The following is a 25869-nucleotide window of genomic DNA, read 5'->3' as shown; positions in this document are numbered from 1 at the left end:
CCAGCCGCCCGCGCCATCGCGCAGTCCCCACCGGTCAGCCTTTTATCAGTCACGTCGGAGCTTACCACCCTGTGGCAAGCCCCCAATACCCTAATTAGCGGCAAAACACCCGCCTAATCCTCAAAACGATTCCATATTCGCCGTCGAATAATCAGGACCATCGGCGTCGTGCGTACTCGGAAGCGGACCTTTCCATTCCTTATCGCACTCACGGTGCCACGCGTACCCGGAGAATTCTGTCGCATGTTAGTGAGCACTTCCACCGCGATGAACGTATTGTTGACGCTACTGGCGTGGGGCCGCGCATGAACGCCGCCACCCAGACGGCCGACGTCGCCGCCAAACCGCCTCTGCTCACGCAGTTGCGCTCGCGCGAGCGCCTGCCGCTGCTCGTCGGCGGTGCTGCCCTCATCGCGCTGCTGATCGCCGTCTTCCTGTGGAGCCGTGCGCCGGACTACAAGGTCCTCTACAGCAATCTGAGCGATCGCGATGGCGGTGCCATCATCACGTCGCTGCAACAGATGAACGTGCCGTACAAGTTCGCCGAAGGCGGCGGTGCCATTCTCGTGCCGTCCGAGCAGGTACATGACGTGCGCCTGCGTCTCGCCTCGCAAGGCCTGCCCAAGGGCGGTCTGGTCGGTTTTGAACTGATGGACAACCAGAAGTTCGGTATCAGCCAGTTCGCCGAACAGGTCAATTACCAGCGCGCCCTCGAAGGCGAACTCGCCCGTTCGGTCGAATCGCTCTCCGCCGTGCAGGCCGCGCGCGTGCATCTGGCCATTCCCAAGCCCTCGGTGTTCGTGCGCGAACAGCAAAAGCCGAGCGCCTCGGTGCTCGTCACGCTCTACCCGGGCCGCGTGCTCGACGACGGTCAGGTCAGCGCCATCGTCCACATGGTGTCCTCCAGCGTGCCGGAACTACCGGTCAAGAACGTCACCATCCTCGACCAGAACGGCAACCTGCTGTCGGCCCAGAGCGGCAACGCCCTCGGTCTGGACGCGAGCCAGCTCAAGTACGTGCGCGAACTGGAACAGTCGTACGCCCGCCGCATCGAGTCGATCCTGAACCCGATCGTCGGTGCCGGTAACGTGCACGCGCAGGTCACGGCGGATATCGACTTCAATCAGGTCGAACAAACCTCCGAGAACTACAAGCCGAATTCGGGCGAACAGGCCGTGCGCAGCCAGCAAAGCAGCGAAGCCACGCAGGTCGGCGCCAACCCGGCAGGCGGCGTCCCGGGCGCCCTGTCGAACCAGCCGCCGGGTCAGGCCACTGCCCCGATCACGCAGCAGCAGAACCAGTTCGTGCAGCAAGGTGCCAACGCGCCGGGCGGCGCCAGCGGCGCGCAGGGTCCGCAAGGCCCGCGCAGCGACCGCAAGGACGCCACGGTCAATTACGAAATCGACCGCACGATTCGCCACGTCCAGCAAGCCACGGGCAGCCTGAAGCGCCTGTCGGCCGCCATCGTCGTGAATTACCGTCCGGGCGCAGACGCCAAGGGCAAGCCGGCCATGGTCGCGCTCACGCAGGCCCAGCTCGACCAGATTCAGAATCTGTCGAAGGAAGCCATCGGCTTCTCGGGCCAGCGCGGCGACACGCTGAACATCGTCAACAGCCCGTTCACGGTGGAAGAAGATCCGGAAGCCAACCTGCCGTGGTGGCGTCAGCGTCAGAACATCGAACTGGCCAAGCAAGCCGGCAAGTGGGCACTGATCACGCTGGTCGGTCTGTATTTGTGGTTTGGTGTGGTGCGCCCGGCCATCCGCAAGCATCTGGCACCGCCCCCGCCGGCCGAGCCGACGATGGCAGGCGTCGCTGGCGGCGCCGCCGGTGGCGGCAGCGGTGGCGCGGGTGAAGACGGCGAAGACGGTGCGTCCGGCGCCAAGGGCGAACTCAGCGCCTACGAGCGCAACTTGCAGTACGCGCGTCAGGTCGCGCGACAGGATCCGAAGATCGTGGCAACGGTAGTGAAATCATGGGTGGGCGGCGATGAGCGCAGCTGAGGGACTCCAACGCAGCGCCATCCTGTTGATGTCGCTGGGTGAAGACGAGGCCGCGGAGGTTTTCAAGTACCTCGCGCCCCGGGAAGTGCAGAAGCTCGGCGCGGCCATGGCCTCGCTGCGACAAGTCACGCGCGACCAGATCGCCGACGTGCTGCAAGACTTCGTGCTCGAAGCCGAACAACATTCGGCCCTCTCGCTCGACTCGTCCGAATACATCCGCTCGGTGCTCAACAAGGCACTCGGCAACGACAAGGCCGCCGGCCTGATCGAGCGCATTCTGCAAGGTGGCGACACCAGCGGCATCGAAGGCCTGAAGTGGATGGACTCGACGGCAGTCGCCGAACTGATCCGCCACGAGCACCCGCAGATCATCGCCACGATTCTGGTCCACCTCGACCGCGATCAGGCCTCGGAAGTGCTCGCGCTCTTCACCGAACGCCTGCGTAACGACGTGGTGCTGCGTATTGCCACGCTCGACGGCATTCAGCCTGCGGCGCTGCGCGAACTCAACGACGTGCTCACCAAATTGCTTTCGGGCAGCGAGAACATCAAGCGCAGCCCGATGGGCGGTATTCGCACGGCCGCAGAAATTCTCAACTATCTGGGCGGCGTGCACGAAGAGTCGGTCATCGAAGCCGTGCGCAACTACGACTCGGACCTCGCGGCGAAGATCGTCGAAGAGATGTTCGTGTTCGAGAACCTGCTCGACGTGGAAGACCGCAGCATTCAGGTGTTGCTCAAGGAAATCGAGTCGGAGTCGCTCATCATCGCGCTCAAGGGTGCGCCGGTCGAGCTGCGCGAGAAGTTCTTCAAGAACATGTCGGCCCGCGCGGCCGAACTGTTGCGCGAAGACCTGGAGTCGCGTGGCCCGGTCCGCGTCTCGGAAGTCGAATCCGAACAAAAGAAGGTGCTGCAAGTGGTGCGGCGCCTGGCCGATCAGGGCGCCATCATGATTGGCGGCCGCGGCGACGACGCTTACGTGTAACCGGACGGGGCCCGCGCGCATGTCGACCATCATCCCGAAAGAACGCCTCTCCGCCTGGCAACGCTGGGAGATGGCGTCGTTCGACCCGCCGCCGCCCCCGGCCCCGCCGCAACCCAAGCCGCCGAGCCCGCTCGACGACCCCGCACTGGTCGAACAAATCGCCGCGTGGCGTGAAGAAGCGCGCGCCGAAGGGCACGCACAAGGTCACGCCGCCGGACACGCCGAAGGTTATGCCGCCGGACAAGCCGCCGGTCAGGCCGAAGTGCAGGCCCGCGCCGCACAACTCGGCGATATTGCCCACGCGCTGGGGGATGCCGTGAATGCGATTGACCGCGAACTGGCCGAACCGCTGCTCGGCCTCGCGCTCGACATCGCACGTCAGGCACTGCGTCAGACGCTCACCATTCGCCCCGAGACCCTGCTGCCGATCGTGCGCGACCTGCTCGCCAACGATCCGCTGACGGGCTCGCCGCGCCTGCTGCTCAATCCGGAAGACGTTGCACTCGTCGAAGCCCATGTCGGCGCCGAGTTGCAAGCGGCCGGCTGGACCGTGCGCGCCGACCCGGCCATCGAGCGTGGCGGCTGCAAGGCCGAAGCGGCGAGCGGCGAAGTCGATGCCACCGTCGCTACCCGCTGGGAGCGCGTCATGGCTGCACTGGGCAAGGATTTGCCATGGTGAACGCCGAACTCACCCCACTCGCCGCCCATGCGCCGGTGCTGCCCAGCACCGAAAACGCGCATGGCGACGCGCCCGCCACGTCTGCCACCGCTGGCCCGGCAACCACGCCGGCCAACGACGGCACGTCGCCCAGCGTGCGGCTGTGGGATGAGATCGACACGCACGTGCAAGCCGGTGCGTTGCAGCCCGACGATCACGACGAAGCCCCGGACACGCTCCACACCACCGACTCGCACGATTCGAGCGATTCGGATGACGCCGACGCGCACGCAGACACCCACGGCGCTCCGGCCGCCGGTGCCAGCACGTCGCACGCCCTCGGTGCCCGTGAAATTGCGCGCGACGCCCATCTTCGCCGCTGGCAGAACACGCTGCGCGAGCGCATCGCGCACGTGCATGCCATCGAACCGACGCGCCGCTGCGGCCGTTTGACCCGCGCTGCCGGTCTGGTGCTCGAAGCTGTCGGCCTGCGCCTGCCGGTCGGTGCCGGCTGCCTGATCGAGTTGCCCGTTCACGATGCATCGCGCGAACCGGCGACCGCCGAAGCGGAAGTCGTCGGCTTTGGCGGCGACCGTCTGTTTTTGATGCCGCAAACCGAAGTCACCGGGTTGCTGCCCGGCGCGCGCGTGTTCCCGATGGAACCGGCCGCCGACGGCCCGTTGCCCAGCCAGCGTCACAACGGCAAACGCCTGCCGGTGGGCGATGCCCTGCTCGGCCGCGTGGTCGACGCCGCCGGCCGCCCGCTCGACGACATCGGCCCGCTCGGCCTGACCGACAGTGCTTCGCTCGCCTCGGTGCCGATCAACCCGCTCGGGCGCGCCCCGATCGAATCGGTGCTCGACGTCGGCGTGCGCGCGATCAACGCGCTGCTGACCGTCGGACGCGGTCAGCGCATGGGCCTCTTCGCCGGGTCGGGTGTGGGCAAGAGTGTGTTGCTCGGCATGATGGCGCGCTTCACGCAGGCCGAAGTCATCGTCGTGGGCCTGATCGGCGAGCGTGGCCGCGAAGTGAAAGACTTCATCGAGAACATTCTCGGCCCGGACGGTCTGGCCCGCTCGGTCGTGGTGGCCGCGCCGGCCGACGTGTCGCCGCTGCTGCGCCTGCAAGGCGCCGCGTACGCGACCACGCTGGCCGAACACTTCCGCGATCAGGGCAAAGACGTGCTGCTGATCATGGATTCGCTGACCCGCTACGCCATGGCCCAGCGCGAAATCGCACTCGCCATCGGTGAACCGCCTGCCACGAAGGGCTATCCGCCCTCGGTGTTTGCCAAGCTGCCGGCGCTCGTCGAGCGTGCAGGCAATGGCCCGGACGGCGGCGGCTCGATCACGGCGTTCTACACCGTGCTGACCGAAGGCGACGACCAGCAGGACCCGATTGCCGACTCGGCTCGCGCCATTCTCGACGGGCACATCGTGCTCTCGCGTCAGTTGGCAGAGTCAGGGCACTACCCGGCCATCGATATCGAACAGTCCATCAGCCGCGCGATGGCGTCGCTCATCGACGACGCGCAGTTCGATACCGTGCGCCGCTTCAAGCAGATGCTGTCTCGCTACCAGCGCAACCGCGACCTGATCAATGTGGGCGCGTACGCACCGGGTAGCGACCCGATGCTCGATCAGGCGATCGAGCTATATCCCCGTCTCGAAGGCTTCCTGCAACAAGGAATGCGCGAGCGGGCCGGCTATCCGGATGCCGTGCAGATGATGCACGGCCTGTTCCGTTAATCGGAGGTGTGGCCATGAACTCCACCCTGCCCCTGAAACTCCTGATCGAACTGGCTCAGAAGGACGTCGACGAAGCCGCACGCCTGCTGGGCGAGCGTCAGACCCAGCGCGCAGACGTCGAACGCCAGCTTGAAGCCTTGCGTCAGTACCGCCACGAGTACCGCACGCGCATGCAGACGGCCACGATTCAGGGCATGGCCGGTTGCGACTGGCGCAACTTCCAGCAATTCATCGATACGCTCGACACGGCTATCGGCCAGCAAGCCATGCTGCTCGAACAAGCCGAAGAGCGTCTCGCAGCGGCCCGCCGTGAATGGCAGGCCCAGCAGCGCCGCCTGAATTCCTTCGGCACGCTCGCCTCGCGCGAACAGGCCCGCACGACCTTGCGGGTGGCACGCCGCGAGCAGAAAGAAAACGACGAGTACGCCGCGCGCAGCCTGCGCCGCCGTGCCGAATCACCGATCTGAAGGACATAGGAGTCACCATGTCGATTCTGAGCTTCCTGCCCGATGCCTCGCAGGCCGCGAATGCCGCGAGCCGCGCTGGCGCATCCAGCACCGGTTCCAGCACCGATAGCGGCGTGCTGCCGTTCTCGGCTGTGCTCTCGCAGCAACAAACGCGTCAGACCGTGCCGACGCCGGTGAGCAACAACAACACCAACAACGCGTCGCAGTCGCAGTCACAAACGCAGCAGACGCAGTCGTCGAACAATTCGACCAAGTCGAGCGACAACTCGAACAACGCGACGGCGCAGGCTGGGCAGACCGGCCAAACAGCGGCAACGAAAAAACCTGCACAACCGTCCAAATCGGCAGACGACGACAAAGACGGCGACGACGAAGCGCAGGCCAGCACCGCCGCGCCGGTCGATCCGGCCGCTGCCGCCGCGCTGGCTGTCGCACTGGCCGCCATGAACGGTACGCCGCTGACCCCGCCGCCGCCCGCCGCGGCCGCTGCCGCGTTGGCAACGGATGGCGCGACGGACGGCAAGCCGGGCACCGGCGCCGCTATTGCCGCCGCCGTGAACGGCGCGCTGCAAGCCACCGGCGCTGCGCAACTGACTGGCCAGCCGCCGGTCGGTACCGCAGACACGGCAAGCACCACGGCCGATACGAAAGCGCCGGCTGTCCCGGCAGGCACGACCACTGCCGCCAGCACCGCAGCGACCCCCGCCAAGACCGGCGGCCTGTCGCTCGACGCCCTCGCCAAGAACGCCACGGCCACGCAGACCAACGCACAACCCGCCGCGACCGAAGCCAAGGCCCCTGCGACGCCGGTCGTCAGCGCTGACGCGCAGACGCAGCGTCTGGTGGATGCGATGGCCGCCTCGCAAGGCGGGCGCGACGCTGCCGCACAGGCAGCCACGGTCGCCAACCAAGCCGCAGCGCAAGCCGCGCAGGCGACGACATCAGCCGTCGATGCCCAGCCGCAGTTGCAGGCACAAGCCGGTCTGCCGGCCACGCTGGCGCTGAACGCACGCGTGGGCACGCAAGACTGGAACAACCAGCTCTCGCAGCAAGTCGTGTGGCTGTCGTCGGCACACGCCCAAACGGCGCAACTGAGCCTGAACCCGCCCGATCTCGGCCCGCTGCACGTCGTGCTGAACGTGGCCAACGACTCGGCGCAGGCCATGTTCGTCTCGCAACACGCCGCTGTGCGCGACGCGGTGCAAGCCGCCCTGCCGCAACTGCGCGAAAGTCTCGCGAACAACGGCATCGCGTTGGGGAATGCCTCCGTGAGCGCCGACAGCTCCCAGCAGCAAGCCTTTGCCCAACAGGGTGCCAACGGCAACGGTGGCGGCAATGGCAGCGGGAACGGGAATGGACGAGGCCTGCCCGGCTTCGGTCAGGGAGATGACGCTTCGCTCGCCGCTACGACTGTGAGCGTGCCGGTGCGCGTCTCCAATGGTTTGGTAGATACATTCGCCTGATATTCGCCGCATTAGCCGAGCCCCCCAATTCGGGCTTCGGCCCGCGCAGCATAAGGGTTTGCGGTGTGTTCGCAGTGCAGTCATTGCGCGACGCGACGCCGCATCGACGTAGGGCCTGTTCCCTCTAATTCCAGGCTCGTGTTGCCCGGCCAAAGGGGCGAGCGCAAGAAATGAGCCGAAGCGAATATCGGGAATATTCGCGAGGATCATGACGTAGCGATCGCCCCTTTGGGTGGGCAACCCGGAGGGAACGTGCCCTACCGGCCGTCTGGCGGCGTTGCCCGCAACTTGCTTGGGATCGCCAAGCGGCGCTGCGGGCGCCTTGCCAGCCAGCCGGTAGAACACGTTCACGAACCTGGAATTAGAGGGAACAGGCCCTAAAGCACACGGGTTTTTCTGCCGTTAAGACAAAGACGCGAGTTAGACGCGATTGTCCCTTCTTTTCGGCCGATCACCCGGTGGCGGGTTGGCCGACAATCATTACCCAATAGCAGGCGAATACATGGCAAATCCCGCACCCACGCAAGCGGCCGCTCCCTCGGGGGGAGGTATGCGCAAATGGATCCTGTTGATCGTCGCGGTGGCATTGATGGCCGCCGCCGGCGCGGCGACTGCGGTGTATCTGCTAACCGGACACAACGAGACGGCCAAAGCGCCGCCGCCGCCCCCGCCGCCCGTGTTCGTAGGTATGGACCCGTTCACGGTGAACCTGTCGGGCGAGGACGGCGAGCGTTACCTGCATATCGGTCTCTCGCTCAAGGTGGCAGACGCCGAGACGCAGGCCCGCATCACGCAGCACATGCCCGAAGTGCGTAGCCGCGTGTTGTTGCTGCTGTCGTCCAAGCAGCCGCAGGACCTGGCCACGATCGACGGCAAGCGCCGTCTGGCGAGCGAAATCCGCACGCTGGTCGCGCAACCGTTTGCGGCCAACATGCCACAACAGGCTGTGGGCGAAGTGCTGTTCACCGCGTTTGTAATTCAGTGAGTGATTCATGGCGCATGAGGAGTTCCTGTCGCAGGAAGAAGTCGATGCCCTTCTGAAGGGTGTCACCGGCGAACAGGATGACCGGTCGGAGTCGGAAGATCATTCCGGCATCCGCCCATACAACATCGCGACGCAAGAGCGCATCGTGCGCGGGCGCATGCCCACGCTCGAGATCATCAACGACCGCTTCTCGCGCCTGTTCCGCATCGCGCTGTTCAACTTCATGCGCCGCAGCGCCGAAATCTCGGTCAGCCCGGTGCGCGTGCAGAAGTACAGCGAGTTCATTCGTAACCTGCCCGTCCCGACCAACCTGAATCTGGTCCACATCAAACCGCTGCGCGGCACGGCACTGTTCGTGTTCGACCCGAACCTCGTGTTCCTCGTGGTGGATAACCTGTTCGGCGGCGACGGCCGGTTCCATACCCGCGTCGAAGGGCGTGACTTCACGCAGACCGAACAGCGCATCATCGCGCGCCTGCTCGATCTGGTGTTCGAGAACTACGGCGCGTCGTGGAAGCCGGTGCATCCGGTCGAATTCGAATACGTGCGCGCCGAAATGCACACGCAGTTCGCCAACGTCGCCACGCCCAACGAAGTGGTGGTCACCACCACGTTCGACATCGAGTTCGGCTCGGTCGGCGGCGAATTCCACATCTGCATGCCCTACTCGATGATCGAGCCCCTGCGCGACCAGCTCTCGAGCCCGCTGCAAGGCGAGACGCTCGAAGTCGACAAGCGCTGGGTGCGGCTGCTCTCGCAGCAGGTGCAGGCCGCCGATGTGGAAATCGTGACCAACCTCTCGCAGATCGACATGACGCTCTCGCAGTTGCTCAACATGCGCGTGGGCGACGTGATTCCGCTCGACGTGCCCGAGCTGCTCGAAGCCAAGGTCGACGGCGTGCCGGTCATGCATTGCAATTACGGCGTCTTCAACGGTCAATACGCTTTGCGCGTGAACCAGATGATCAACCATTCGCATAGCGATTACACGAAGGACAACGAGTGATGAGCGATACCCCTCAAACGCCCGGTGACGACGCCCAGGCCATGGCGGACGAGTGGGCCAGTGCCATGGCGGAGCAGACCGCGGCCGAGCCGGCACCCGCCGCCGCAGCGCCGGCAGCCGCGCCCGTGTTCCAGCCGCTCGCTGCGACCGCCGGCAACCCGGCAGGCGCCACGCATAACGACATCGATCTGATTCTCGACATCCCGGTGCAGATGACCGTGGAGCTGGGCCGCACGAAGATCGCCATCAAGAACTTGCTGCAACTCGCACAAGGCTCGGTGGTGGAACTCGACGGCATGGCCGGTGAGCCGATGGATGTGCTGGTCAACGGCTGCCTCATCGCACAAGGCGAAGTGGTGGTCGTGAACGACAAGTTCGGCATTCGCCTGACTGATATCATCACGCCATCCGAACGCATCCGTAAGCTCAACCGATGATTGCAACGAAAGTCCACGGCCTGCCCGTGAGGCGCGCCATGGCACAAGCAGCAGCGCTCGCGAAGCCGCGAGCGTGGCTGCCGGGCGCACGCCCTACCGGCATCGCCGCCGATATTGCCGCCACCCTCCCGGCACGTCTCGCCGGTCTGTTCCGTATCCCATTCAGTCTCTTCACTGCCTTCACTGCCTCGACGCTGCTCATGGCGAACGCCGCGCGCGCGCAAGGCACCGCTTCGCAAGCGGCGGCCGTGCCGAGTCTGGGCGGTGCCGGCATCGTGCAGACCGGGCTGGGCCTCGTGTTCGTGCTCGCGCTGCTCTTCGGGCTGGCGTGGCTCGCGAAGCGATTCGGTCTGCAACGCCCCTTGGGCGGCGGTAACGTGCGCATTGTCGGCAGCGCCGCCGTGGGTCAGCGCGAACGCGTGGTCGTGGTGGAAGTGGCCGGTGACTGGGTCGTCCTGGGCGTTGCGCCGGGACAAGTCCGCGCCTTGCACACCATCGACGCCCAGCGCGTCGCCGATCTGCCTGCCACGCCGAGCGGCCCGCATCCGGGTGCGCAGGCCAACCGCGCCGCGCAAGCCTTTGCGCAAAAGCTGCGCGAATCGATGAAAAAGGATTCCTGATGTCTCGTGCCTGGCTGCCCGCCGAGTGGAAACTGGGCTTGGCGCTCGGACTGGCATTGCTCTGCGCCGTCGCCCTGCCGGGCACGGCCATGGCACAGGCCACCCTGCCGGCGCTCACTACCACGCCCGCCCCGGGCGGCGGACAGACGTACTCGCTGTCCGTGCAGACGATGTTGCTGCTCACGTCGCTGGGCTTCCTGCCCGCGATGTTGCTGATGATGACCGCCTTCACGCGCATCATCATCGTGCTCTCGCTGCTGCGTCACGCCATCGGCGTGACCACTTCGCCGCCGAACCAGATTCTCATCGGACTGGCGCTGTTCCTGACCTTCTTCGTGATGTCGCCGGTCTTCGACAAGGCGTACACCGACGCCTATCAGCCGTTCGCGGCCAACAAGATCAGCTTCGAGCAGGCCATCGACACCGGTGCCAAGCCGTTCCACGCGTTCATGCTCAAGCAGACCCGCGAAGCCGATCTCGCGCTCTTCGCCAAGCTGGCCAAGACCCCGCCGATGAACGGCCCGGAAGACGTGCCGATGCGCATTCTCGTGCCGGCCTTTGCTACGAGCGAGTTGAAAACGGCCTTCCAGATCGGCTTCACCATCTTCATCCCGTTCCTGATCATCGATCTGGTGGTCGCGAGCGTGCTGATGGCCATGGGGATGATGATGGTCTCGCCCTCCACCGTGTCGCTGCCGTTCAAGCTGATGCTGTTCGTGGTGGTCGATGGCTGGCAACTGCTGCTGGGCTCGTTGGCCCAGAGCTTCAACATGTAGCGGGGAGGCACGCCGAATGACGCCGGAAACCGTTATGGCGCTGGCCCATCAGGCCATGCAGGTCACGTTGCTGCTGGCCGGGCCGCTGCTGCTGGTGGCGCTGGTCTCGGGTTTGCTCGTGAGCTTGTTTCAGGCCGCCACGCAGATCAATGAAATGACGCTGTCGTTCATTCCGAAGCTGCTGGCCGTGTTCATCACGCTGGTCGTGGCCGGACCGTGGATGCTCAACCTCATGGTCGACTACATGAAGCAGTTGCTCACCGGCATTCCCGGCCTCGTCAGCTAAGGCAGGCCGAGTCATGCCACGGCACGCCGCCCTCTCCCTCGTCCCTTGATCAGCTTCACCTACGACCAGCTCTCGGGCGTCATTGCGGCGTTCTTGTTTCCGTTCGTCCGCTTGCTGGCGCTCACGATGAGCGCGCCGCTCTTCGGCGACTCGGCGGTGCCGTCGACGGTCAAGATCGGTCTCGCGGGCATCGTCGCCCTCGCGCTGGCACCGATGCTCGGCCCCATGCCGGCCGTGTCGCCGTTCTCGTGGGAAGGGCTATGGATTCTGACGCAGCAGCTCATGATCGGCGCCGCGCTCGGCTGGTGCATGCAGATCGTGTTCTCGGCGATCAGCATGGCGGGCGACTTCGTGGGCTTGCAGATGGGTCTGTCGTTCGCCACGCTGCTCACCCCGAACAGCGACGGCAGCACTGCCGTGCTCGGCATGTTCCTCAACGTGGTGGCCATGCTGGTGTTTCTCGCCACCAACGGTCATCTGGTGATGTACGCCACGCTCGTCCAGAGCTTTGCGGTATTGCCGATCTCGGGCACACCGATCTCGGCAGGCGGCTGGCAGTATCTCGCCTCGTTGGGCGGGCAGCTCTTTACGCTGGCACTGATGCTCTCATTGCCGCTGGTGGCGGCCCTGCTGATCTGCAATCTGGCGCTCGGCATTCTTAACCGCGCAGCGCCGCAGCTCAACATCTTCGCCGTGGGTTTTCCGCTCACGCTGGCCGTTGGCCTCTTCGTGCTCGAACTGATGATGCCGCGCATCGCGCCGGTGATGGACCACTTCACCTCGATCGGCGTGGACATGATGATCCGCGCCACCGCAGCGTTCGTCCCCAAGGCCTGAACGGCCTGCCCCCTTCCCCTGAAAAGCAAACGGGCCGCGCGGCAATGCCGGCGGCCCGTGTTGTCCTGCCGCAGCGTGGTGGCGCAGTGGCGCCGTCCACGCGGCGTGTGTCGCTTACAGCAAGCTGAACAGCGAGAGCTTCTGCGTCTGGAGGAAGCTTTGCTGCGACGCCTGCAATGCGGCCTGCAACTGCGCAAACTTGGTTGCCGACGAATTCCAGTCGACTTGCAGCAGGTCGGCCAGTTGCGACTGATAGTTCAGCGAATTGCTGTCGCCGATATTGTTCAGCGACGACAGCTCGTTCATGCGCGAGCCCACCGTCGTGCGCACCGTCGTGACGTTGTCGTACGTGTTGCTGAACATTTCGCTGAACGTGGTCAGCGCGTTCGACAGGTTCGACTGCCCCGCCTGACCCGCGCTGCTGAGCGGCGTCTTGAGCGTGTTGATCAGCGCTTGCAGGTTGTCGAACACGTTGGTGCTGCCCTTGTTCGCCGGTTGCACCTGATAGTTGTCGCCATTGGCGGGTGCGCCGTTGAAGGTCACCGACTTGCCGCCGAACGTGATCGGCTGGCCGGCGGTGTACGCCCCCGTCACGTCAGGCACCGTCGTGTCGGTCTGATCCTTGACGGTGTACGTCGTCGTCGGCGGCGTGGTCGTGCTGTCGACGGCGAAGCTGATCTGATACTGGTGGGTCGCACCCGGGTTGGTCACGTCGGTCGTCGAAACCGGCTTGTACGTGGCCGAGCCCTGATTGCTGCTGTTGCCCGTGATCAGCGCACCCGCCGTGCCCGGCTGGATGCTCTGGAAAATGCTCGAACCGATGTCGTTGATCGCGATTTGACGATTCGGGCTGACCTGCACGTAGCGCACACCGGCGTCACCTGCGTACGACGCTCCCGTGGCCGACGTGACATACGCCGCCGAGTTGCCCTGATAGCCCGAGAACAGGTACTGACCGTTGGCATCGGTCGTGTTCGCGAGCGAGAGCAATTGCTGGAAGCTCGATTGCAGGTCGGTGGCGATCGTGTTGCGGTCGCTGTCGTTGAGCGACGGGTTACCGGCCGTCACCACTTGCGACATCACGTGTTGCAGCGTGTTGATGATGCTGCCGAAGGTCGAGTCTTCGAGTTGCAACTGCGTCGTCGCCGATGCGCGGTTCGCCGAGTACTGCGAGTTCATGTCGTTGTTCTGCGACACGGCCACGGCTTGAGCGGATGCCACCGGGTCATCGCTGGGCGTGGTCACGCGCAGGCCCGACGAGAGCTGCTGTTGCGTATTGAGCAGATCAGAGGTGTTCTGGCTCATTGCGCGCAGGCCCTGATCGTAAATCATGTTGGTGCTGATTCGCATGGCGCTGTCTCCTGCCCTTAGTTGACCATTTGCAGGATCGTGTCGAACAACGACGACGCTGTCTGAATGACCTTGGAGTTGGCCTGATAAAGCTGTTGATACTTGATCAGGTTGGCTGCCTCTTCGTCGAGGTTCACGCCGGAATTCGATTGCTGGGCCCCTTGGGCCTGTTGCAGCAGCGTTTGCTGCGCGGCGCTGGTCGCCTTGTAGGTGTTCGTGGTCGAACCGACATACGACACGAGATTGGCATACGCCGACGTGTAGCTCTGCGAGCCGCCCACCTTGGTCTTGTCGTTTTGCAGTGCCGACAGTGCCAGACCGTTACGGTTGTCCGTCACCGCGCCCGAGGTGTTCGGCGCAATGCTGAACTTGTCGCCGTCGGCCGGGGTGCCGCTCACGTTCACGGTCACACCGCCCGTCGTGATCTTGGCGCCGTTGGTGGCGTCGTACGGCACGGTGTCGCCCGCGGCGTAAGACGTCGTCACCCCATTGACGGTCACCGTCATCGGCGCCGGCGCGACGAGCGTGATCGCACCAGTCGTCGCGTTCTTGCTGAACGTGAAGTTCACCGGCCCCGTCAGCACGTTCGACAAGTAACTGGCGTCAACCGTGCCCTGATCGACCTTGAGCGAACCGCCGTTGCTGCTGCCCGCCGAAGCGATGACCGGTGCGGCCAGTGCAATCTTGCCCGGGTCGGTGATCGCGACGCCGATGTTCTGCGCGGCGTTGCGGGTCGGTTGGATCGTGAAGCTATCGCCGGCGGCCATGTTGCCCACCGTGACCTTGAAGCCGTCGCCAAACGCGGCGCCGCTGCTGTCTTGGAAATTCAAGGGCGCACCCGGCGTTGCCGGCGCACCTGCCGTCCACTTGGCGCCATCGGTCAGGCGCGTCATGGTGTAGTTGGTGCCGTCGTAGGTCACGGAGTAATCGCTGGCCGTGATCTTCGAGGCATCGGTGATCGACGCGTTGAGCGTCGCCGAACCGGAATTGCTGGTGTTCGCAATGATCGTCGGGCTCGGCACCGTGAAGAAGTTGCCGCCCATCTGGCCGTACAGGTCCAGACCGAGTTGGTTCTGTGCGTTGAACGTACCGGCCAGCGACAGCGCGATCTGGCCCAGCGAGTTCTGCGCCTGCGTGAGTGCGCCGCTACGGAACGACAGCAGACCGGCCAGCGAGCCGCCGGTGATCGACGATTCCGGAATGGGGATCTTGGTGCCGTTGGGCGACACGTAGGCGACGGTCAACTGCGACGGATCGCTCGTCGACGGCACCGTGGTCATCTGGTACGCCGAGTTGCCCATCACGAGCGACTGGCCGTTGCCCACGAACACGTTATACGAGCCGTCGGAATTCTTCACGACGTTCGTCTGAACGATGGCGTTCAGGCTGGCTACCGCCTGATCGCGCTGGTCGAGCAGGTCGTTCGGGGTGACGCCACCGCCATTGCCCTGCGCTTGCAGAATCGCGTCGTTCAACGTGGCGATCTGCTTGGCGTAGGTGTTGATCTGTTCGGTCGACTGGGTGAGATTGCCGTTCACGGCCGTACGCAGCGACGAGAGCGCCCCCGAGAGCGACTGGAACATGCTCGTGAGCGTCTGGGCCGACGAGATGACCGTGGCGCGCGTGGCCGAGTTGTTCGGCGCGGTCACGATGGTCTGCAAGTTCGTGAAGAACGAGGACATCGAGGCCGACAGGCCGGTCGTCGAGCTACCCAGCGCGTTGTTGATCTGCGAGATCTGCTGGTAGTAAGTGTTGAGCTGGCTGTACTGGGTCTGCGCCTGATTGGCCTGACCTGCCAGAAACTGGTCATACACCCGCGACACGTCGCTCACCAGCACGCCCGAACCGATATAGCCCACGCCCGCGAACTGGCTGTCCGCCTGGGTGTAGCTGACGATTTGTCGGTTGTAGCCGGCCGTCCCCGAGTTGGAGATGTTGTTGCCGGTGGTGTTGAGGGCGAACTGGGCGGCGTTCAGCCCGCTCATGCCAATATTGATTAGGCTCATGATCTCGCGGCTTGAGTTGGAGGCGCGTCCCACGGGAAAGCCCGTTCGCGCACCGTTACCGATGTGTTTACGGCAGCCTGGCGGCAATATTGAGGCCCGGCCGGTTTTGCCTAAAATTTAGGCAGATTGAGCAGCCACTTCGCCTCAGGCGAAGTGCTTCATGATCTTCATCAGCTTGTTGGCGTACTGCGGGTCGGTCGCGTAACCGGCGCGTTGCAGGTTGTTGGCGAAGCTTGCCGCGTCGTTGGCGCTGGCCACGACCTGCGCGTAGCGCGGGTTGTTCGAGATCAGCTTGGCGTAGTCGGCAAACGCCTCGTCATACGAGCCGTACGCGCGGAACTTGGCCATGACCTTGCGCGGCTGGCCGCCCACGTATTCCGTGGTGGCGACTTCCACCGTCGGCCCGGTCCAGTTCTTACCCGCCTTGATGCCGAACACGTTGTGGCTGGTGCTGCCGTCGCTGCGACGGATCTCGCGCTTGCCCCAGCCGGACTCCAGCGCCGCCTGACTCAGCATGAACCGTGCCGGGATACCGCTTTGCGCGCTGGCGCTCTGTGCGGCCGAGGCCATACGGTCGACAAATTCGCCCGCGACCGCCGGTGCCCCGTCGGCCACGCCGATGGCGTCGGCCGAGTTGTAGGCACGGCCCTGCAACGACTGCTGGCGGCCCATGGCGGCGGGCGGCAGCGTGGTACCCGTCTGGGCGAGCTGCTTGAGCATCAGGTCGGCCAGACCCATGCCCTTGTGCGAGGCGAGTTGCTGGGCAAGCTGGTCGTCGAGCATGCCGTTGAACATCTTTTCCTGATCGCTGCCGAGCAGGCCGCCGGACATCGTGGCGTCGCGCATGCTCTTCATCATCATCTGCGTGAAGACGGCTTCGAACTGCTTGGCCGCCTGCTGGGTGGCCTGCGGCGTCTGCTGATGTGCGGCGGCGCGCAGGGCGGTGAGGCCCTGCATGTCGTAGGTCGCACGCTGCGTCAGGTCGGGCAGGTTCTTGCCAGCGACTCGGTTGCCGTCCGCCATATCAGATGATCTCCAGGTCGGCGCGCAGCGCGCCCGAGGCCTTCATGGCCTGCAAAATCGACATCAGGTCCGCCGGGCTTGCGCCGAGCGAGTTCAGCGCCTTGACCACGTCGGCGAGGTTCGCGCCCGCCTTGACCAGCTTGAGCGCGTTGTTCTCCTGTTGCACGGAGATTTGCGAATTCGGGGCCACCACCGTCTGCCCGCCCGAGAACGGCGCCGGCTGGCTGACATTGTTTTGCGTGTCGATCACCACCGACAGGTTGCCGTGAGCCACGGCGCACTGCTGGATCGTCACGTTCTGGTTCATCACGACCGAACCGGTGCGGGCGTTGATGATCACGCGCGCTGCCGAGTTGTCCGGCTTCACTTCAATGCTTTCCAACTGGGCGAGGAACTGCACCCGCGCCGACGGATCGGTCGGCGTGCGCAGCAGAATCACCCGGCCATCGAGCGCCTGCGCCGTGCTGTAGCCAAAGCGGCGGTTCACCGCGTCGACCACCCGCTGGGCGGTGGAGAAGTCGGTGGCGTTCAATTCCATCTGGATCGTGCCCGGCTGACCGCCCATGGCGGTCGGGACACTGCGCTCGACGATCGCGCCGTTCGGAATCCGGCCCGACGCGAGCTGGTTGACCGTCACACTCGACCCGTTGGCCGACGCGCCAGCGCCGCCCACCAGCAGGTTGCCCTGCGCGAGCGCGTAGACCTGCCCGTCCGGCCCCTTGAGCGGGGTCATGAGCAGCGTGCCGCCGCGCAGGCTCTTGGCGTTACCCATCGACGAGACAACGACGTCGATCGGCTGGCCCGGGCGCGTGAACGCCGGCAGCGTGGCGGTCACCATCACCGCCGCCACGTTCTTCAACTGCATGTTGGTACCGGGCGCTACGGTAATACCGAGCTGCGAGAGCATGTTCGTCATGCTCTGCACGGTAAACGGTGTCTGCGTGGTCTGATCGCCCGAGTTGTCGAGGCCGGCCACGAGGCCGTAGCCGATCAGCTGGTTGTCGCGCACGCCCTGAATCGAGGCCAGTTCCTTCAGGCGCTCCGCATGGGCGGCACCGGGCGCGAGCATCGCGAAGCCGGCGGCACCCGCGACGACGAGCGCCTTAACGAGCACCTTAGCGAGCGCCTTCGCCATCGGGTGAGCGTGAGCACGCGGGCCAGCGTGTTGGCCAGACTGGCGGGAAGCGTGCGCGCGGCGCGGCAGGGACGGCATGATCGACATCAGAACGGCGAAACGTTAAGGAAGAAGCGTTGCAGCCAGCCCATGGTTTCGGCTTCGTTGATGTAGCCCTTGCCACGGTATTCGATGCGCGCATCGGCCACCTGCGTCGAAGGCACGGTATTCGCGCCCGAAATCGTCTGCGGGCTGACGACGCCCGAAAACTTGATGTACTCCGTGCCCTGATTGATCGCGATCTGCTTCTCGCCGGCCACCGTCAGGTTGCCGTTGCCGAGCACTTCCATCACGGTCACGGTGATCTGCCCCGAGAACACGTTGTTGGCGTTGGCCGCGCCCTTGGCGTCGAACTTGTTCGCGCCATTGGCATCCAGACTCTGGTTGTTGAACACCCCGCCCACGACGCCCGGCATCTGATTGAGCGCGAGCGAGCCGCTGCCGGCGCGGCTGGTGTTGGCAGCCGAATTCTTGCTGGCGGCCGTGTTCTCGTTGATCGTGATGGTCAGAATGTCGCCGACGTTACGCGGACGGCGGTCTTCGAACAGCGGCCGGTTCGAGTAGATCGGGCGATAGATCGACCCTTCCGGATCGGCGCCCATCGGCGGGGGCGGCGGGCGCGTGGTGGTCGGGCCCTGCACCACCGGTTCCTGCGGTACGTAGGCGCAGCCGGCCAGACCGCTCAATGCGACGGCTGCCATCAGCGCGAGATACCGCACCGGGCTTGCGGCACATTGAGTAACTGAATCGGTCGATTTGGCTGACTGAACTGACATCTCGGCTTTCCTGAACACTAGTCTGGCGGCAACGATAGCGGCAAGCGCCACTTACATCTGCGTCAGACGCTGGAGCATCTGATCGGAGGCCGTCACGGCCTTCGAGTTGATTTCGTAGGCACGCTGCGCCTGAATCATGTTCACCAGTTCTTCCACCACGTTCACGTTCGACGTTTCAACGTAGTTCTGGTTGAGCACGCCCGCGCCGTTGGTGCCCGGCTGTGCCACGTTCGGTGCGCCCGAAGCGGCCGTCTCGGCGTACAGGTTCTCGCCCAGGCTTTGGAGACCGGCGTTGTTGATGAACGTCGCGAGCTGGAACGTACCGATTTGCACGTTGGCCGTGCTGCCCGGCTGCGTCACCGACACCGTACCGTCGCGCGCAATGGTCAGCGACAGGGCGTTGGCGGGAATCGTGATCGCCGGCTGAATCGGGTAACCCGACGCCGTCACCAACTGGCCGTTGTTGTCGACCTGAAACGAGCCGTCGCGCGAGTAGGCGGTCGTGCCGTCCGGCATCAGCACCTGGAAGAAGCCGTCGCCGTTGATGGCCACGTCCTTCGCGTTGCTGGTGGACGTCAGGTTGCCCTGCGTGAAGATGCGCTCGGTCGCGGCCGGACGCACACCGGTACCCAGTTGCAGGCCCGACGGCAGCAGCGTTTGCTGCGACGACTGGGCGCCGGGCTGGCGAATGGTCTGGTACAGCAGGTCCTCGAACACCGCACGGCCTTTCTTGAAGCCGTTCGTGCTGGTGTTGGCGAGGTTGTTCGAAATCACGTCCATGTTCGTCTGCTGGGCGTTCATGCCGGTAGCAGCGATGTAGAGCGAACGGATCATTTGGTGTTTCTCCCCGTGTACGGTCGTGGCGCGCCGGGTGTGGCGCGCCGTCGGCCCGTTAGCTGAAATTCAGCAACTGGTTGGCGGACTGCTCGTTGGTATCGGCCGTTTGCAGCATCTTCATCTGCATTTCAAACGCACGCGACTGCGAAATCATGTTGACCAGACTACTGACCGGGTTGACGTTGCTGTTCTCGATCGAGCCTGCGACCACGACGACATTCGGGTCGACTTGTACCGGTGCGTTGTTGCCCGTACGGAACAAGCCGTCGTCGCCGCGCACCAGATTGCCTTCCGGCGGATTGACCAGCTTCAACTGCCCCATCACGGCGATCGAGTTGGGCGGATCGCCCTGCCCCAGCGCCGAAATCGTGCCGTCGGTGCCGATGGTCACGGCCGCGCCCGGCGGCACGGAGGCCGGTCCGGCGTCGGTCATGACCGGCAGACCGTGCAGCGTGATCTGGCCGTCGGCCGTCATTTCGAGGTTGCCGCCACGGGTGTAGGCTTCGCGGCCCTGCGCATCGCGCACGGCCAGCCAGCCTTGACCCTGAATGGCGACGTCGAGCGCGCGCCCCGTTTGCTGCATCGCGCCGGGCGTGAAGTCGGTGCCCGGCGTCGAGGTCGTGACGAAGGTACGCGTGCCGGCCGCGCCGTTTTCGGCGCGTACCGGCACCTGACGGAACGACGCGAGCTGGGCCCGAAAGCCCGGCGTCGAGACGTTGGCCAGATTGTTGGCGGTGGTCGATTGCTGCTCCATCGCCTGCTTCGCGCCAGTCATGGCGACATAGATCAGACGATCCATCGACGTCCCTCGTGCAAGTTACGCATGCGCGCCGCTCCGCTTACAGGTTGACCATCGTTTGCATCAACTGGTCTTCCGTCTTGATCGTCTGCGCGTTGGCCTGATAGTTGCGCTGCGCGGTGATCATGTGGACCAGTTCGGCGGTCAGATCGACGTTCGAGGCTTCGACGGCACCGGCTTGCAGCTTGCCCATGTTCGTACCGCCCGGCACGCCGACGATGGGGATACCCGAGGCGGCCGACTCTTGCCAGAGGTTGTTGCCCATCGGGATCAGACCCTGCACGTTGTTGAAGTTGGCGAGGGCCACCTGGCCGAGCACCATCGACTGCGTGTTCGAGTACGTACCGACGATCGTGCCGTCCGCGTTGAACGTGAAGCCCGTCAGGCGGCCCGACGTGTAGCCGTTCTGCGTGAGCGTGTTCGGCGTGTACGTGTTGCCGTACTGCGTCGTGCCCGTCAGGCTCATCTTGATGTTGCCCGCCGATGCGCCGTTGCCGTACGCAATCGTCGGCAGCGTGATCGGGCCGGTGACGGCAGTGCCCGTCGAGTCGGTTTGTCCCGTAAGACTGCCGGCCGAGTTGAACGTGAGCGTAGCGACCGGGCCGGTGCCGATTTGCGTCGTGCCATCGACCGACGCGTAGACCTGCCACGTGGCGTTGTTCGTCACCGGGTCGACGGCCGACTTCTTGAAGTACAGGTTCACGTCGTGGGAATTGCCCAGCGAGTCGTAGACCTTGAGCGACGTACCGTTGGTGTACGAGTTCGGATCGGTGATCGAGAACGTCGTGGTGTTCACGGCGCTGCGCGAGTCGAGGTTGAACTGACCAGTGATCGTGCTCGTGGCCGTCGGGGCCAGATCGCCCGTCGGGATTTGCAGTGCGACCGGCGAGACGCTGTTGATGATGCCGTTCGGGCCGGCCAGATAGCCGGTCAGCTGGTCACCGTTGGCGTCGACGATGTAGCCGTTCTTGTCGAGCGAGAACTGACCGTTACGCGTGTAGGCGATGGTGCCGCCGTTCGACACGCGGAAGAAACCATTGCCGGAGATCGCCAGATCGAGCTGACGGTTCGTCACGGTGATGTCGCCCTGCGTGAACTGCTGCGAGATGTTCGACACACGCGTGCCGATCCCGACCGTGTTGTTGCCGGCGCCGAACAGCGAGCTGGCGTAGATGTCGGCGAATTGCGCCTGACCTTGCTTGAAGCCGACGGTCGCCGCGTTGGCAACGTTGTTGCCGATGACGTCCAGATCCTTGGAGGCGGCGTTCAGGCCGCTCAGTCCGGTCGAAAAGGCCATGGTGATACTCCTGAAATTCGGTTGACGACGCTATCGGTCGCGATAAAACGGTTAAAGACTGACTTCGCTTGTTATGTCGCTTGATACGTATTCGGTGTCACACGCGGCTTACAAGATCTCGCGCACGTCCGAGAGCTTGATGTTCGAGCCCGTGCCGACGTTGAGCAGCGGCGCGCCGGTGGTGCTGGCCACCACGCTTTGCACCTGCGCGTACGACAGCAGCGTCGGCGTCACGGCCTTGCCGTTGGAGGTTGCGGTGACCGCCAGCGTGTACTTGCCATCCGCCACGGCGTTGCCCGCGTCGTCCTTGGCATCCCACGTGAGCGCCTGCACGCCCGCGTCGAGCGCCCCCGCGTTGACGGTACGCACCACCTTGCCGGTGCTGTCCTTGATCTGGATCGTGACGGTGTCGGAGTCGCTCGGCAGCTCGAAGCCGAACGGCGTGGCCGTCTTGGTCACCGTGCCGTCGGTCGCCGTGGTGCTGCCCACGCCGATGTTGGTGCCCGGGATCAGCACGCCCTTGCCGACCAGCGCGGCGGCTTGCAGGCTCTGCGTCGAATTGAGCTGCGAGGTCACCGACGACAGCGTCGTGTTCAACTGGGTGATGCCCGAGACCGTGCTGATCTGCGCGAGCTGCGAGGTCACCTGCGAGTTGTCCATCGGGTTGAGCGGATCCTGATTGTTCATCTGTGCGACGAGCAACTTCAGGAAGCTGTTCTGCAAATCGTCCGCGCTGCCGGCCGACGACTTGGAGCTCGAGCTGCTGCTATTGGCGGTGCCGTTGACCGAATCGAGGAAAGTCTGTGAGAAATTCGCTGCGTTCGACGTATTGATACTTGCCATCTTCTGGTCTCCGCGCGGCTGCTTATTGGCCGACCGTGAGGGTTTTGAGCATCAGCGTCTTGGCGGTGTTGAGCGCCTCGACGTTGGCCTGATAGGAGCGGGAGGCGGAGATCATGTTGACCATCTCCTCCACCGGGTTGACGTTGGGCATCGTCACGTAGCCCTGCGCGTTGGCCGCCGGGTTCTTCGGGTCGTAGACGGTCTTGAGCGGCGACGAGTCTTCGACCACGCCGGCCACCTTCACACCGCCCACTTCGCTGCCCGTCACCGGGTTGACCTGAAACACGACCTGCTTGGCGCGGTACGGCTGCCCGTCCGGCCCGGTCACGCTCTCGGCGTTGGCCAGGTTGCTGGCGGTGACGTTCATGCGCTGCGACTGGGCCGTCATGGCCGACCCGGCGACATCGAAAATGCTCATGAGTGGCATGGCGCTTACCCTTGACTCGTGATGGCCGCCAGCATCGTCTTGATCTGGCCGGAGAGGACCGTGAGGCCCGTTTGGTAATGCACAGCGTTATCGGCGAAGTTCACCCGCTCGGCGTCGAGTTCGACGGTGTTGCCGTCGATGCTTTGCTGATACGGCACGCGGTAAAGCAATTCGGGGCCGCCCATGGCCGGGGCCGGCGTCGTGGCGCGCGCAGCGATATGGCGCGAGGAGGTGCGCGTGAGCGACACGCTCGACTCGGTGGCGAGTTGCTGCTGGGCGCCGCGCTCGACCGCCTGACTCAACGCGTTGTTGAAGTCGACGTCACGCGCTTTGTAGCCCGGGGTATCGGCATTGGCGATGTTCGAGGAAATGACTTCCTGACGATAGGCGCGCATGGCTAACGCCTGCTGGTTGAACCGCATTGCCGCGTCCAGTTTGTCCATGATCTCGCCTCGCTCGATGCTTGCCTTGATGCCCGGTACTGCTGAAGAAGATGGCCCCCGCTGCCGGGACGCCGCTATCGGTGTCCACCGGCGTCTGCGGTATCGCCGCTGAGCACTGGCTCATCGGCGTGTACAGACGGGATGCCCTGCCGGGTCCGAAAAAAGTACGGACCTTTTGGCATGCTTCGCATCGTATGCCTCACCCCCTCGGTTCAATCGGAGGAATAGCAAGGGTATTGACCGCCATTTCGACCCATAGCGCGATGCCGGACGTCTCTAGAATGGCTTCCTGACGGCATCGGGCGGAGCTCGCCCCCCAGGCACAGGAGCGCTGCCCGGTGTCGTCGGCTTCTGAAGAGGGACGCGACGTCCCGGATGGTTGAGCGTGCGGCTGACGCAACAGCGGGCCGCGCCGCAAGGAGAGAGAGCATGGCTGGCAAGTTCGGCGGCAGTTCCGCCTTGGCCTCCCGCGCGCGACAAGCGCTGCGGCATGGCCGGCGCACGGCCGTACTGCGCTCCGGCCTGCTGGCGTCAGTGCTGGCACTGGCGGGTGGATTTGGCCTCGCAGGCGTTGCAGGTGTCGCGCATGCAGCCAATCCCGCGCAAGGCATCGCCACCGATCCCAACGCCCAGAATCTCGGCGATACCCTCGGCCCCGGCGCCATTGTCATCCCCGGCAACAATGCCGCAGCGGGTGGCGTAGCGACCAACGTGCCGAACAATCCGCGCTCGGTTGCCCCGGCGGCGGCGGTGAACGCCAACAACGGCTATGCCAATGGCGGTGCGAACGGCGGCGTGGCAAGTGCCCCGGCGCAGCAAGCCGCGCAAGCCCCCCAGAACAATTCCCAATTCCAGAACACGGAAGCCGTGCGGCAGACTGCCGAGCGGTTTCTGCGCGAACAGACGACCGGCTTACCCGGACGCGTGACGATCACGGTGGGTGATGCGGTGTCGGACCGCATGCCGGCGTGCGGCGCGCTTGAGCCGTTCCTGCCGCCGGGCGCGCGCCTGTGGGGCTCGACGACGGTGGGCGTGCGTTGCGCGGGCGAGCGTCCGTGGACGCTGTACCTGCAAGCCCGCGTGAGCATCAACGCGACCTATTTTGTGGCCGCGCGCCAGATCAACCCGGGCGAGACCATCGGCCCGAACGATCTGTCGCCGCGCCAGGGCGACCTCACGCTGTTGCCGCGTACCGTGGCGACCGATGCCGGGCAGATCGTGGGCACCGTGGCCGTGAACCGTATTACGTCGGGTCTGCCGATTCGTTCAGACCTGTTGCGCAGCGCCATCGCCGTGCAGCAAGGCCAGACCGTGCGCGTGGTCACGCGAGGCTCTGGTTTTGAGGTGAGCACCGAGGGTCAGGTGCTGTCGCGGGCCAGTGCAGGTGACCCGGTGCAGGTGCGTACGCGCGCCGGCCAGGTCATCAGCGGCACCGTGAAAAGCAACAAGCAGGGCAACATTGAAGTCGAAGTTGCACTATAAGTAAGTATTCACTCTTACCAAGAATTTGCTGACTTCACCCGGGCACTTGAACTGGTAACAGTATGTTACTTGCCTAAAGTTACAGCGGATAATGCCGTTACACAGGCAGGTTTCTGGGGAAAGCACATGAAAATCGAACCACCCGCCAATCCGTTGCCCGGCGTCGGCCCGACGAAGGGGACGACGACCGATCGGACGAACACCGGCGCTGCGAGCGCTGACGGCGCGGCTACGCCTGCGGCCGGTAATGAAGCGAGCGTCAGCACGAGCGCGTTGTCGTCGGAGATGCGTGCGTTGCAGGCGGCCCTGGCCCAAACGGGTTCGGCCGACATCGACGTCGCCAAGGTGTCCGAGATCAAGCAAGCGATTGCGGAAGGGCGTCTTACCATCGATCCCAGCAAGATTGCGGACGGGCTCATTTCGACCGCACGCGATCTGCTCTCCACGCAATCGAACTCATGAACACCGAAGCCCTGCTGACTGCCCTCACGACCGAGATGAACGCGATCAACGCGTTTTCGGCGTTGCTTGGCGAAGAACAGCAGGCTTTGGTCAGTGGCACGCTCGACGCGCTGCCTGAGCTGACCGAGCGCAAGACGCGCGCGGTCACCGACCTCGCGACGCTTGGTCGCGAGCGCGATGCGCAGCTTCAGGTGCTGGGTTACTCGCCGGATGAAGCCGGTGCGACGGCGGCTGCCGCCAGCGAACCGCGTCTGGGCGCCGCGTGGCAGGCATTGTTGAGCGCAGCGGCCGAAGCCAAGCGCGCCAACGAGACCAACGGCGTACTCATCCGCACCCGCCTGACGTACACGCAGCAGGCGCTGAACGTGCTGTACGGCCCGGAACAGAACGCCCCCCTCTACGGCCCCGATGGCCGCACCACGCCGCGCTCTAGCGGCGGGAGTGTGACGGCGTAATCGCCTCACCACTCGTCAGCATCTCGGCCAACACTTCGGCCACGACCTCGCGTATCCCCCTCAGCGCGCCGTCAGGCGTCGCGTCCAGCCGCAGTGCCTCAAGCGCGAATTGTCCGAAAAATCCGTGACTTCCTACACGTGCGCCCCTTAGCGGCTTACGATCTCGCCCAGTCCTAGCGTGTGAGCGCATGCCGTATCGCCAGTGCCGGGCCGTCGTTCATTTG

The 25869-nt window shown here is 64.7% G+C and carries 27 protein-coding genes; 16 read left to right on the top strand and 11 right to left on the bottom strand.

Going from position 1 to position 25869, the window contains the following annotated elements:
* Nucleotides 1-305: 305 nt before the first annotated feature.
* The 13 genes from fliF to fliR all read left to right on the top strand — a co-directional run bounded on the left by fliF (nt 306) and on the right by fliR (nt 12271).
* The gene (fliF, locus tag CDV44_RS23185; protein WP_087690941.1) at nt 306-2003 is read left to right on the top strand and encodes a flagellar basal-body MS-ring/collar protein FliF; all 1698 of its coding nucleotides are present in this window, start codon (nt 306-308) and stop codon (nt 2001-2003) included.
* A complete protein-coding gene (fliG, locus tag CDV44_RS23180) occupies nt 1990-2988 on the top strand; it encodes a flagellar motor switch protein FliG (RefSeq protein ID WP_084656486.1) in 999 nt (332 codons plus the stop codon). Before fliF ends, fliG begins: the two co-directional genes overlap by 14 nt.
* Before the next feature lie 19 nt (nt 2989-3007).
* Nucleotides 3008-3667, top strand: coding sequence for a flagellar assembly protein FliH (gene fliH / locus CDV44_RS23175; RefSeq protein WP_087690939.1), 660 nt, complete (start codon nt 3008-3010; stop codon nt 3665-3667).
* A gap of 152 nt (nt 3668-3819) precedes the next feature.
* Nucleotides 3820-5394: a flagellar protein export ATPase FliI gene (gene fliI, locus CDV44_RS23170; protein ID WP_371328808.1), complete on the top strand. Its 1575-nt coding sequence runs from the start codon at nt 3820-3822 to the stop codon at nt 5392-5394.
* A 14-nt stretch (nt 5395-5408) separates the two neighbouring features.
* On the top strand, nt 5409-5861 hold the full coding sequence (gene fliJ, locus CDV44_RS23165) for a flagellar export protein FliJ (RefSeq protein WP_058376541.1): 453 nt from the start codon (nt 5409-5411) through the stop codon (nt 5859-5861).
* Between the two features lie 17 nt (nt 5862-5878).
* Entirely contained in the window at nt 5879-7324 is a 1446-nt protein-coding gene (locus CDV44_RS23160; protein ID WP_087690937.1) for a flagellar hook-length control protein FliK, read from the top strand.
* Between the two features lie 502 nt (nt 7325-7826).
* A complete protein-coding gene (fliL, locus tag CDV44_RS23155; RefSeq protein WP_058376543.1) occupies nt 7827-8309 on the top strand; it encodes a flagellar basal body-associated protein FliL in 483 nt (160 codons plus the stop codon).
* A 7-nt stretch (nt 8310-8316) separates the two neighbouring features.
* Complete coding sequence (fliM, locus tag CDV44_RS23150; protein ID WP_058376544.1) at nt 8317-9315, top strand: flagellar motor switch protein FliM; 999 nt, start codon at nt 8317-8319, stop codon at nt 9313-9315.
* A complete protein-coding gene (gene fliN / locus CDV44_RS23145; RefSeq protein WP_058376545.1) occupies nt 9315-9752 on the top strand; it encodes a flagellar motor switch protein FliN in 438 nt (145 codons plus the stop codon). The genes fliM and fliN overlap by 1 nt, the downstream gene beginning before the upstream one ends.
* Before the next feature lie 38 nt (nt 9753-9790).
* A complete protein-coding gene (gene fliO / locus CDV44_RS23140) occupies nt 9791-10372 on the top strand; it encodes a flagellar biosynthetic protein FliO (protein ID WP_249277676.1) in 582 nt (193 codons plus the stop codon).
* A gap of 89 nt (nt 10373-10461) precedes the next feature.
* Nucleotides 10462-11148 carry a flagellar type III secretion system pore protein FliP gene (gene fliP, locus CDV44_RS23135; protein WP_140413304.1) on the top strand — a complete coding sequence of 229 codons (687 nt, stop codon included), beginning with the start codon at nt 10462-10464 and terminating at the stop codon, nt 11146-11148.
* A gap of 16 nt (nt 11149-11164) precedes the next feature.
* Entirely contained in the window at nt 11165-11434 is a 270-nt protein-coding gene (gene fliQ, locus CDV44_RS23130) for a flagellar biosynthesis protein FliQ (RefSeq protein ID WP_058376547.1), read from the top strand.
* 45 nt (nt 11435-11479) lie between these two features.
* Nucleotides 11480-12271 (top strand): flagellar biosynthetic protein FliR, encoded by a 792-nt coding sequence (gene fliR, locus CDV44_RS23125; RefSeq protein ID WP_087690934.1) that lies wholly within the window; start codon nt 11480-11482, stop codon nt 12269-12271.
* A gap of 114 nt (nt 12272-12385) precedes the next feature.
* Here fliR and flgL read toward each other — a convergent pair whose 3' ends face one another.
* The 11 genes from flgL to flgB form a co-directional block, all read right to left on the bottom strand.
* A complete protein-coding gene (gene flgL / locus CDV44_RS23120; RefSeq protein WP_087690932.1) occupies nt 12386-13621 on the bottom strand; it encodes a flagellar hook-associated protein FlgL in 1236 nt (411 codons plus the stop codon).
* A 17-nt stretch (nt 13622-13638) separates the two neighbouring features.
* Nucleotides 13639-15627, bottom strand: coding sequence for a flagellar hook-associated protein FlgK (gene flgK, locus CDV44_RS23115; RefSeq protein ID WP_087690930.1), 1989 nt, complete (start codon nt 15625-15627; stop codon nt 13639-13641).
* Nucleotides 15628-15771: 144 nt separating this feature from the next.
* Nucleotides 15772-16650: a flagellar assembly peptidoglycan hydrolase FlgJ gene (flgJ, locus tag CDV44_RS23110; RefSeq protein ID WP_087690928.1), complete on the bottom strand. Its 879-nt coding sequence runs from the start codon at nt 16648-16650 to the stop codon at nt 15772-15774.
* Between the two features lies 1 nt (nt 16651).
* Complete coding sequence (locus CDV44_RS23105; protein WP_087690926.1) at nt 16652-17785, bottom strand: flagellar basal body P-ring protein FlgI; 1134 nt, start codon at nt 17783-17785, stop codon at nt 16652-16654.
* A gap of 86 nt (nt 17786-17871) precedes the next feature.
* Nucleotides 17872-18525, bottom strand: a complete 654-nt coding sequence (locus CDV44_RS23100; RefSeq protein WP_371328807.1) for a flagellar basal body L-ring protein FlgH — start codon at nt 18523-18525, stop codon at nt 17872-17874.
* Between the two features lie 126 nt (nt 18526-18651).
* Entirely contained in the window at nt 18652-19434 is a 783-nt protein-coding gene (gene flgG / locus CDV44_RS23095) for a flagellar basal-body rod protein FlgG (RefSeq protein ID WP_058376553.1), read from the bottom strand.
* Between the two features lie 58 nt (nt 19435-19492).
* A complete protein-coding gene (locus tag CDV44_RS23090; protein ID WP_087690922.1) occupies nt 19493-20236 on the bottom strand; it encodes a flagellar basal body rod protein FlgF in 744 nt (247 codons plus the stop codon).
* Between the two features lie 40 nt (nt 20237-20276).
* The gene (gene flgE, locus CDV44_RS23085; RefSeq protein WP_058376555.1) at nt 20277-21533 is read right to left on the bottom strand and encodes a flagellar hook protein FlgE; all 1257 of its coding nucleotides are present in this window, start codon (nt 21531-21533) and stop codon (nt 20277-20279) included.
* Nucleotides 21534-21641: 108 nt separating this feature from the next.
* A complete protein-coding gene (gene flgD, locus CDV44_RS23080; RefSeq protein WP_087690920.1) occupies nt 21642-22376 on the bottom strand; it encodes a flagellar hook assembly protein FlgD in 735 nt (244 codons plus the stop codon).
* A 22-nt stretch (nt 22377-22398) separates the two neighbouring features.
* Entirely contained in the window at nt 22399-22803 is a 405-nt protein-coding gene (flgC, locus tag CDV44_RS23075; protein WP_058376557.1) for a flagellar basal body rod protein FlgC, read from the bottom strand.
* A 5-nt stretch (nt 22804-22808) separates the two neighbouring features.
* Entirely contained in the window at nt 22809-23246 is a 438-nt protein-coding gene (gene flgB / locus CDV44_RS23070) for a flagellar basal body rod protein FlgB (protein ID WP_212677145.1), read from the bottom strand.
* A gap of 429 nt (nt 23247-23675) precedes the next feature.
* Here flgB and flgA point away from each other — a divergent pair, with 429 nt between their 5' ends.
* From flgA to CDV44_RS23055, 3 genes are all read left to right on the top strand, one after another.
* A complete protein-coding gene (gene flgA, locus CDV44_RS23065; protein WP_170936082.1) occupies nt 23676-24728 on the top strand; it encodes a flagellar basal body P-ring formation chaperone FlgA in 1053 nt (350 codons plus the stop codon).
* A 126-nt stretch (nt 24729-24854) separates the two neighbouring features.
* Nucleotides 24855-25190 (top strand): flagellar biosynthesis anti-sigma factor FlgM, encoded by a 336-nt coding sequence (flgM, locus tag CDV44_RS23060; RefSeq protein ID WP_087690915.1) that lies wholly within the window; start codon nt 24855-24857, stop codon nt 25188-25190.
* Entirely contained in the window at nt 25187-25645 is a 459-nt protein-coding gene (locus tag CDV44_RS23055) for a flagella synthesis protein FlgN (RefSeq protein ID WP_087690913.1), read from the top strand. Before flgM ends, CDV44_RS23055 begins: the two co-directional genes overlap by 4 nt.
* Nucleotides 25646-25869: the final 224 nt, after the last annotated feature.

The organism is Pandoraea sp. PE-S2R-1 (assembly GCF_002179865.1).
Classification (GTDB): domain Bacteria; phylum Pseudomonadota; class Gammaproteobacteria; order Burkholderiales; family Burkholderiaceae; genus Pandoraea.
Note: the sequence above shows the minus strand (reverse complement) of the source record. Positions and strands in the feature narration are given on the sequence as shown.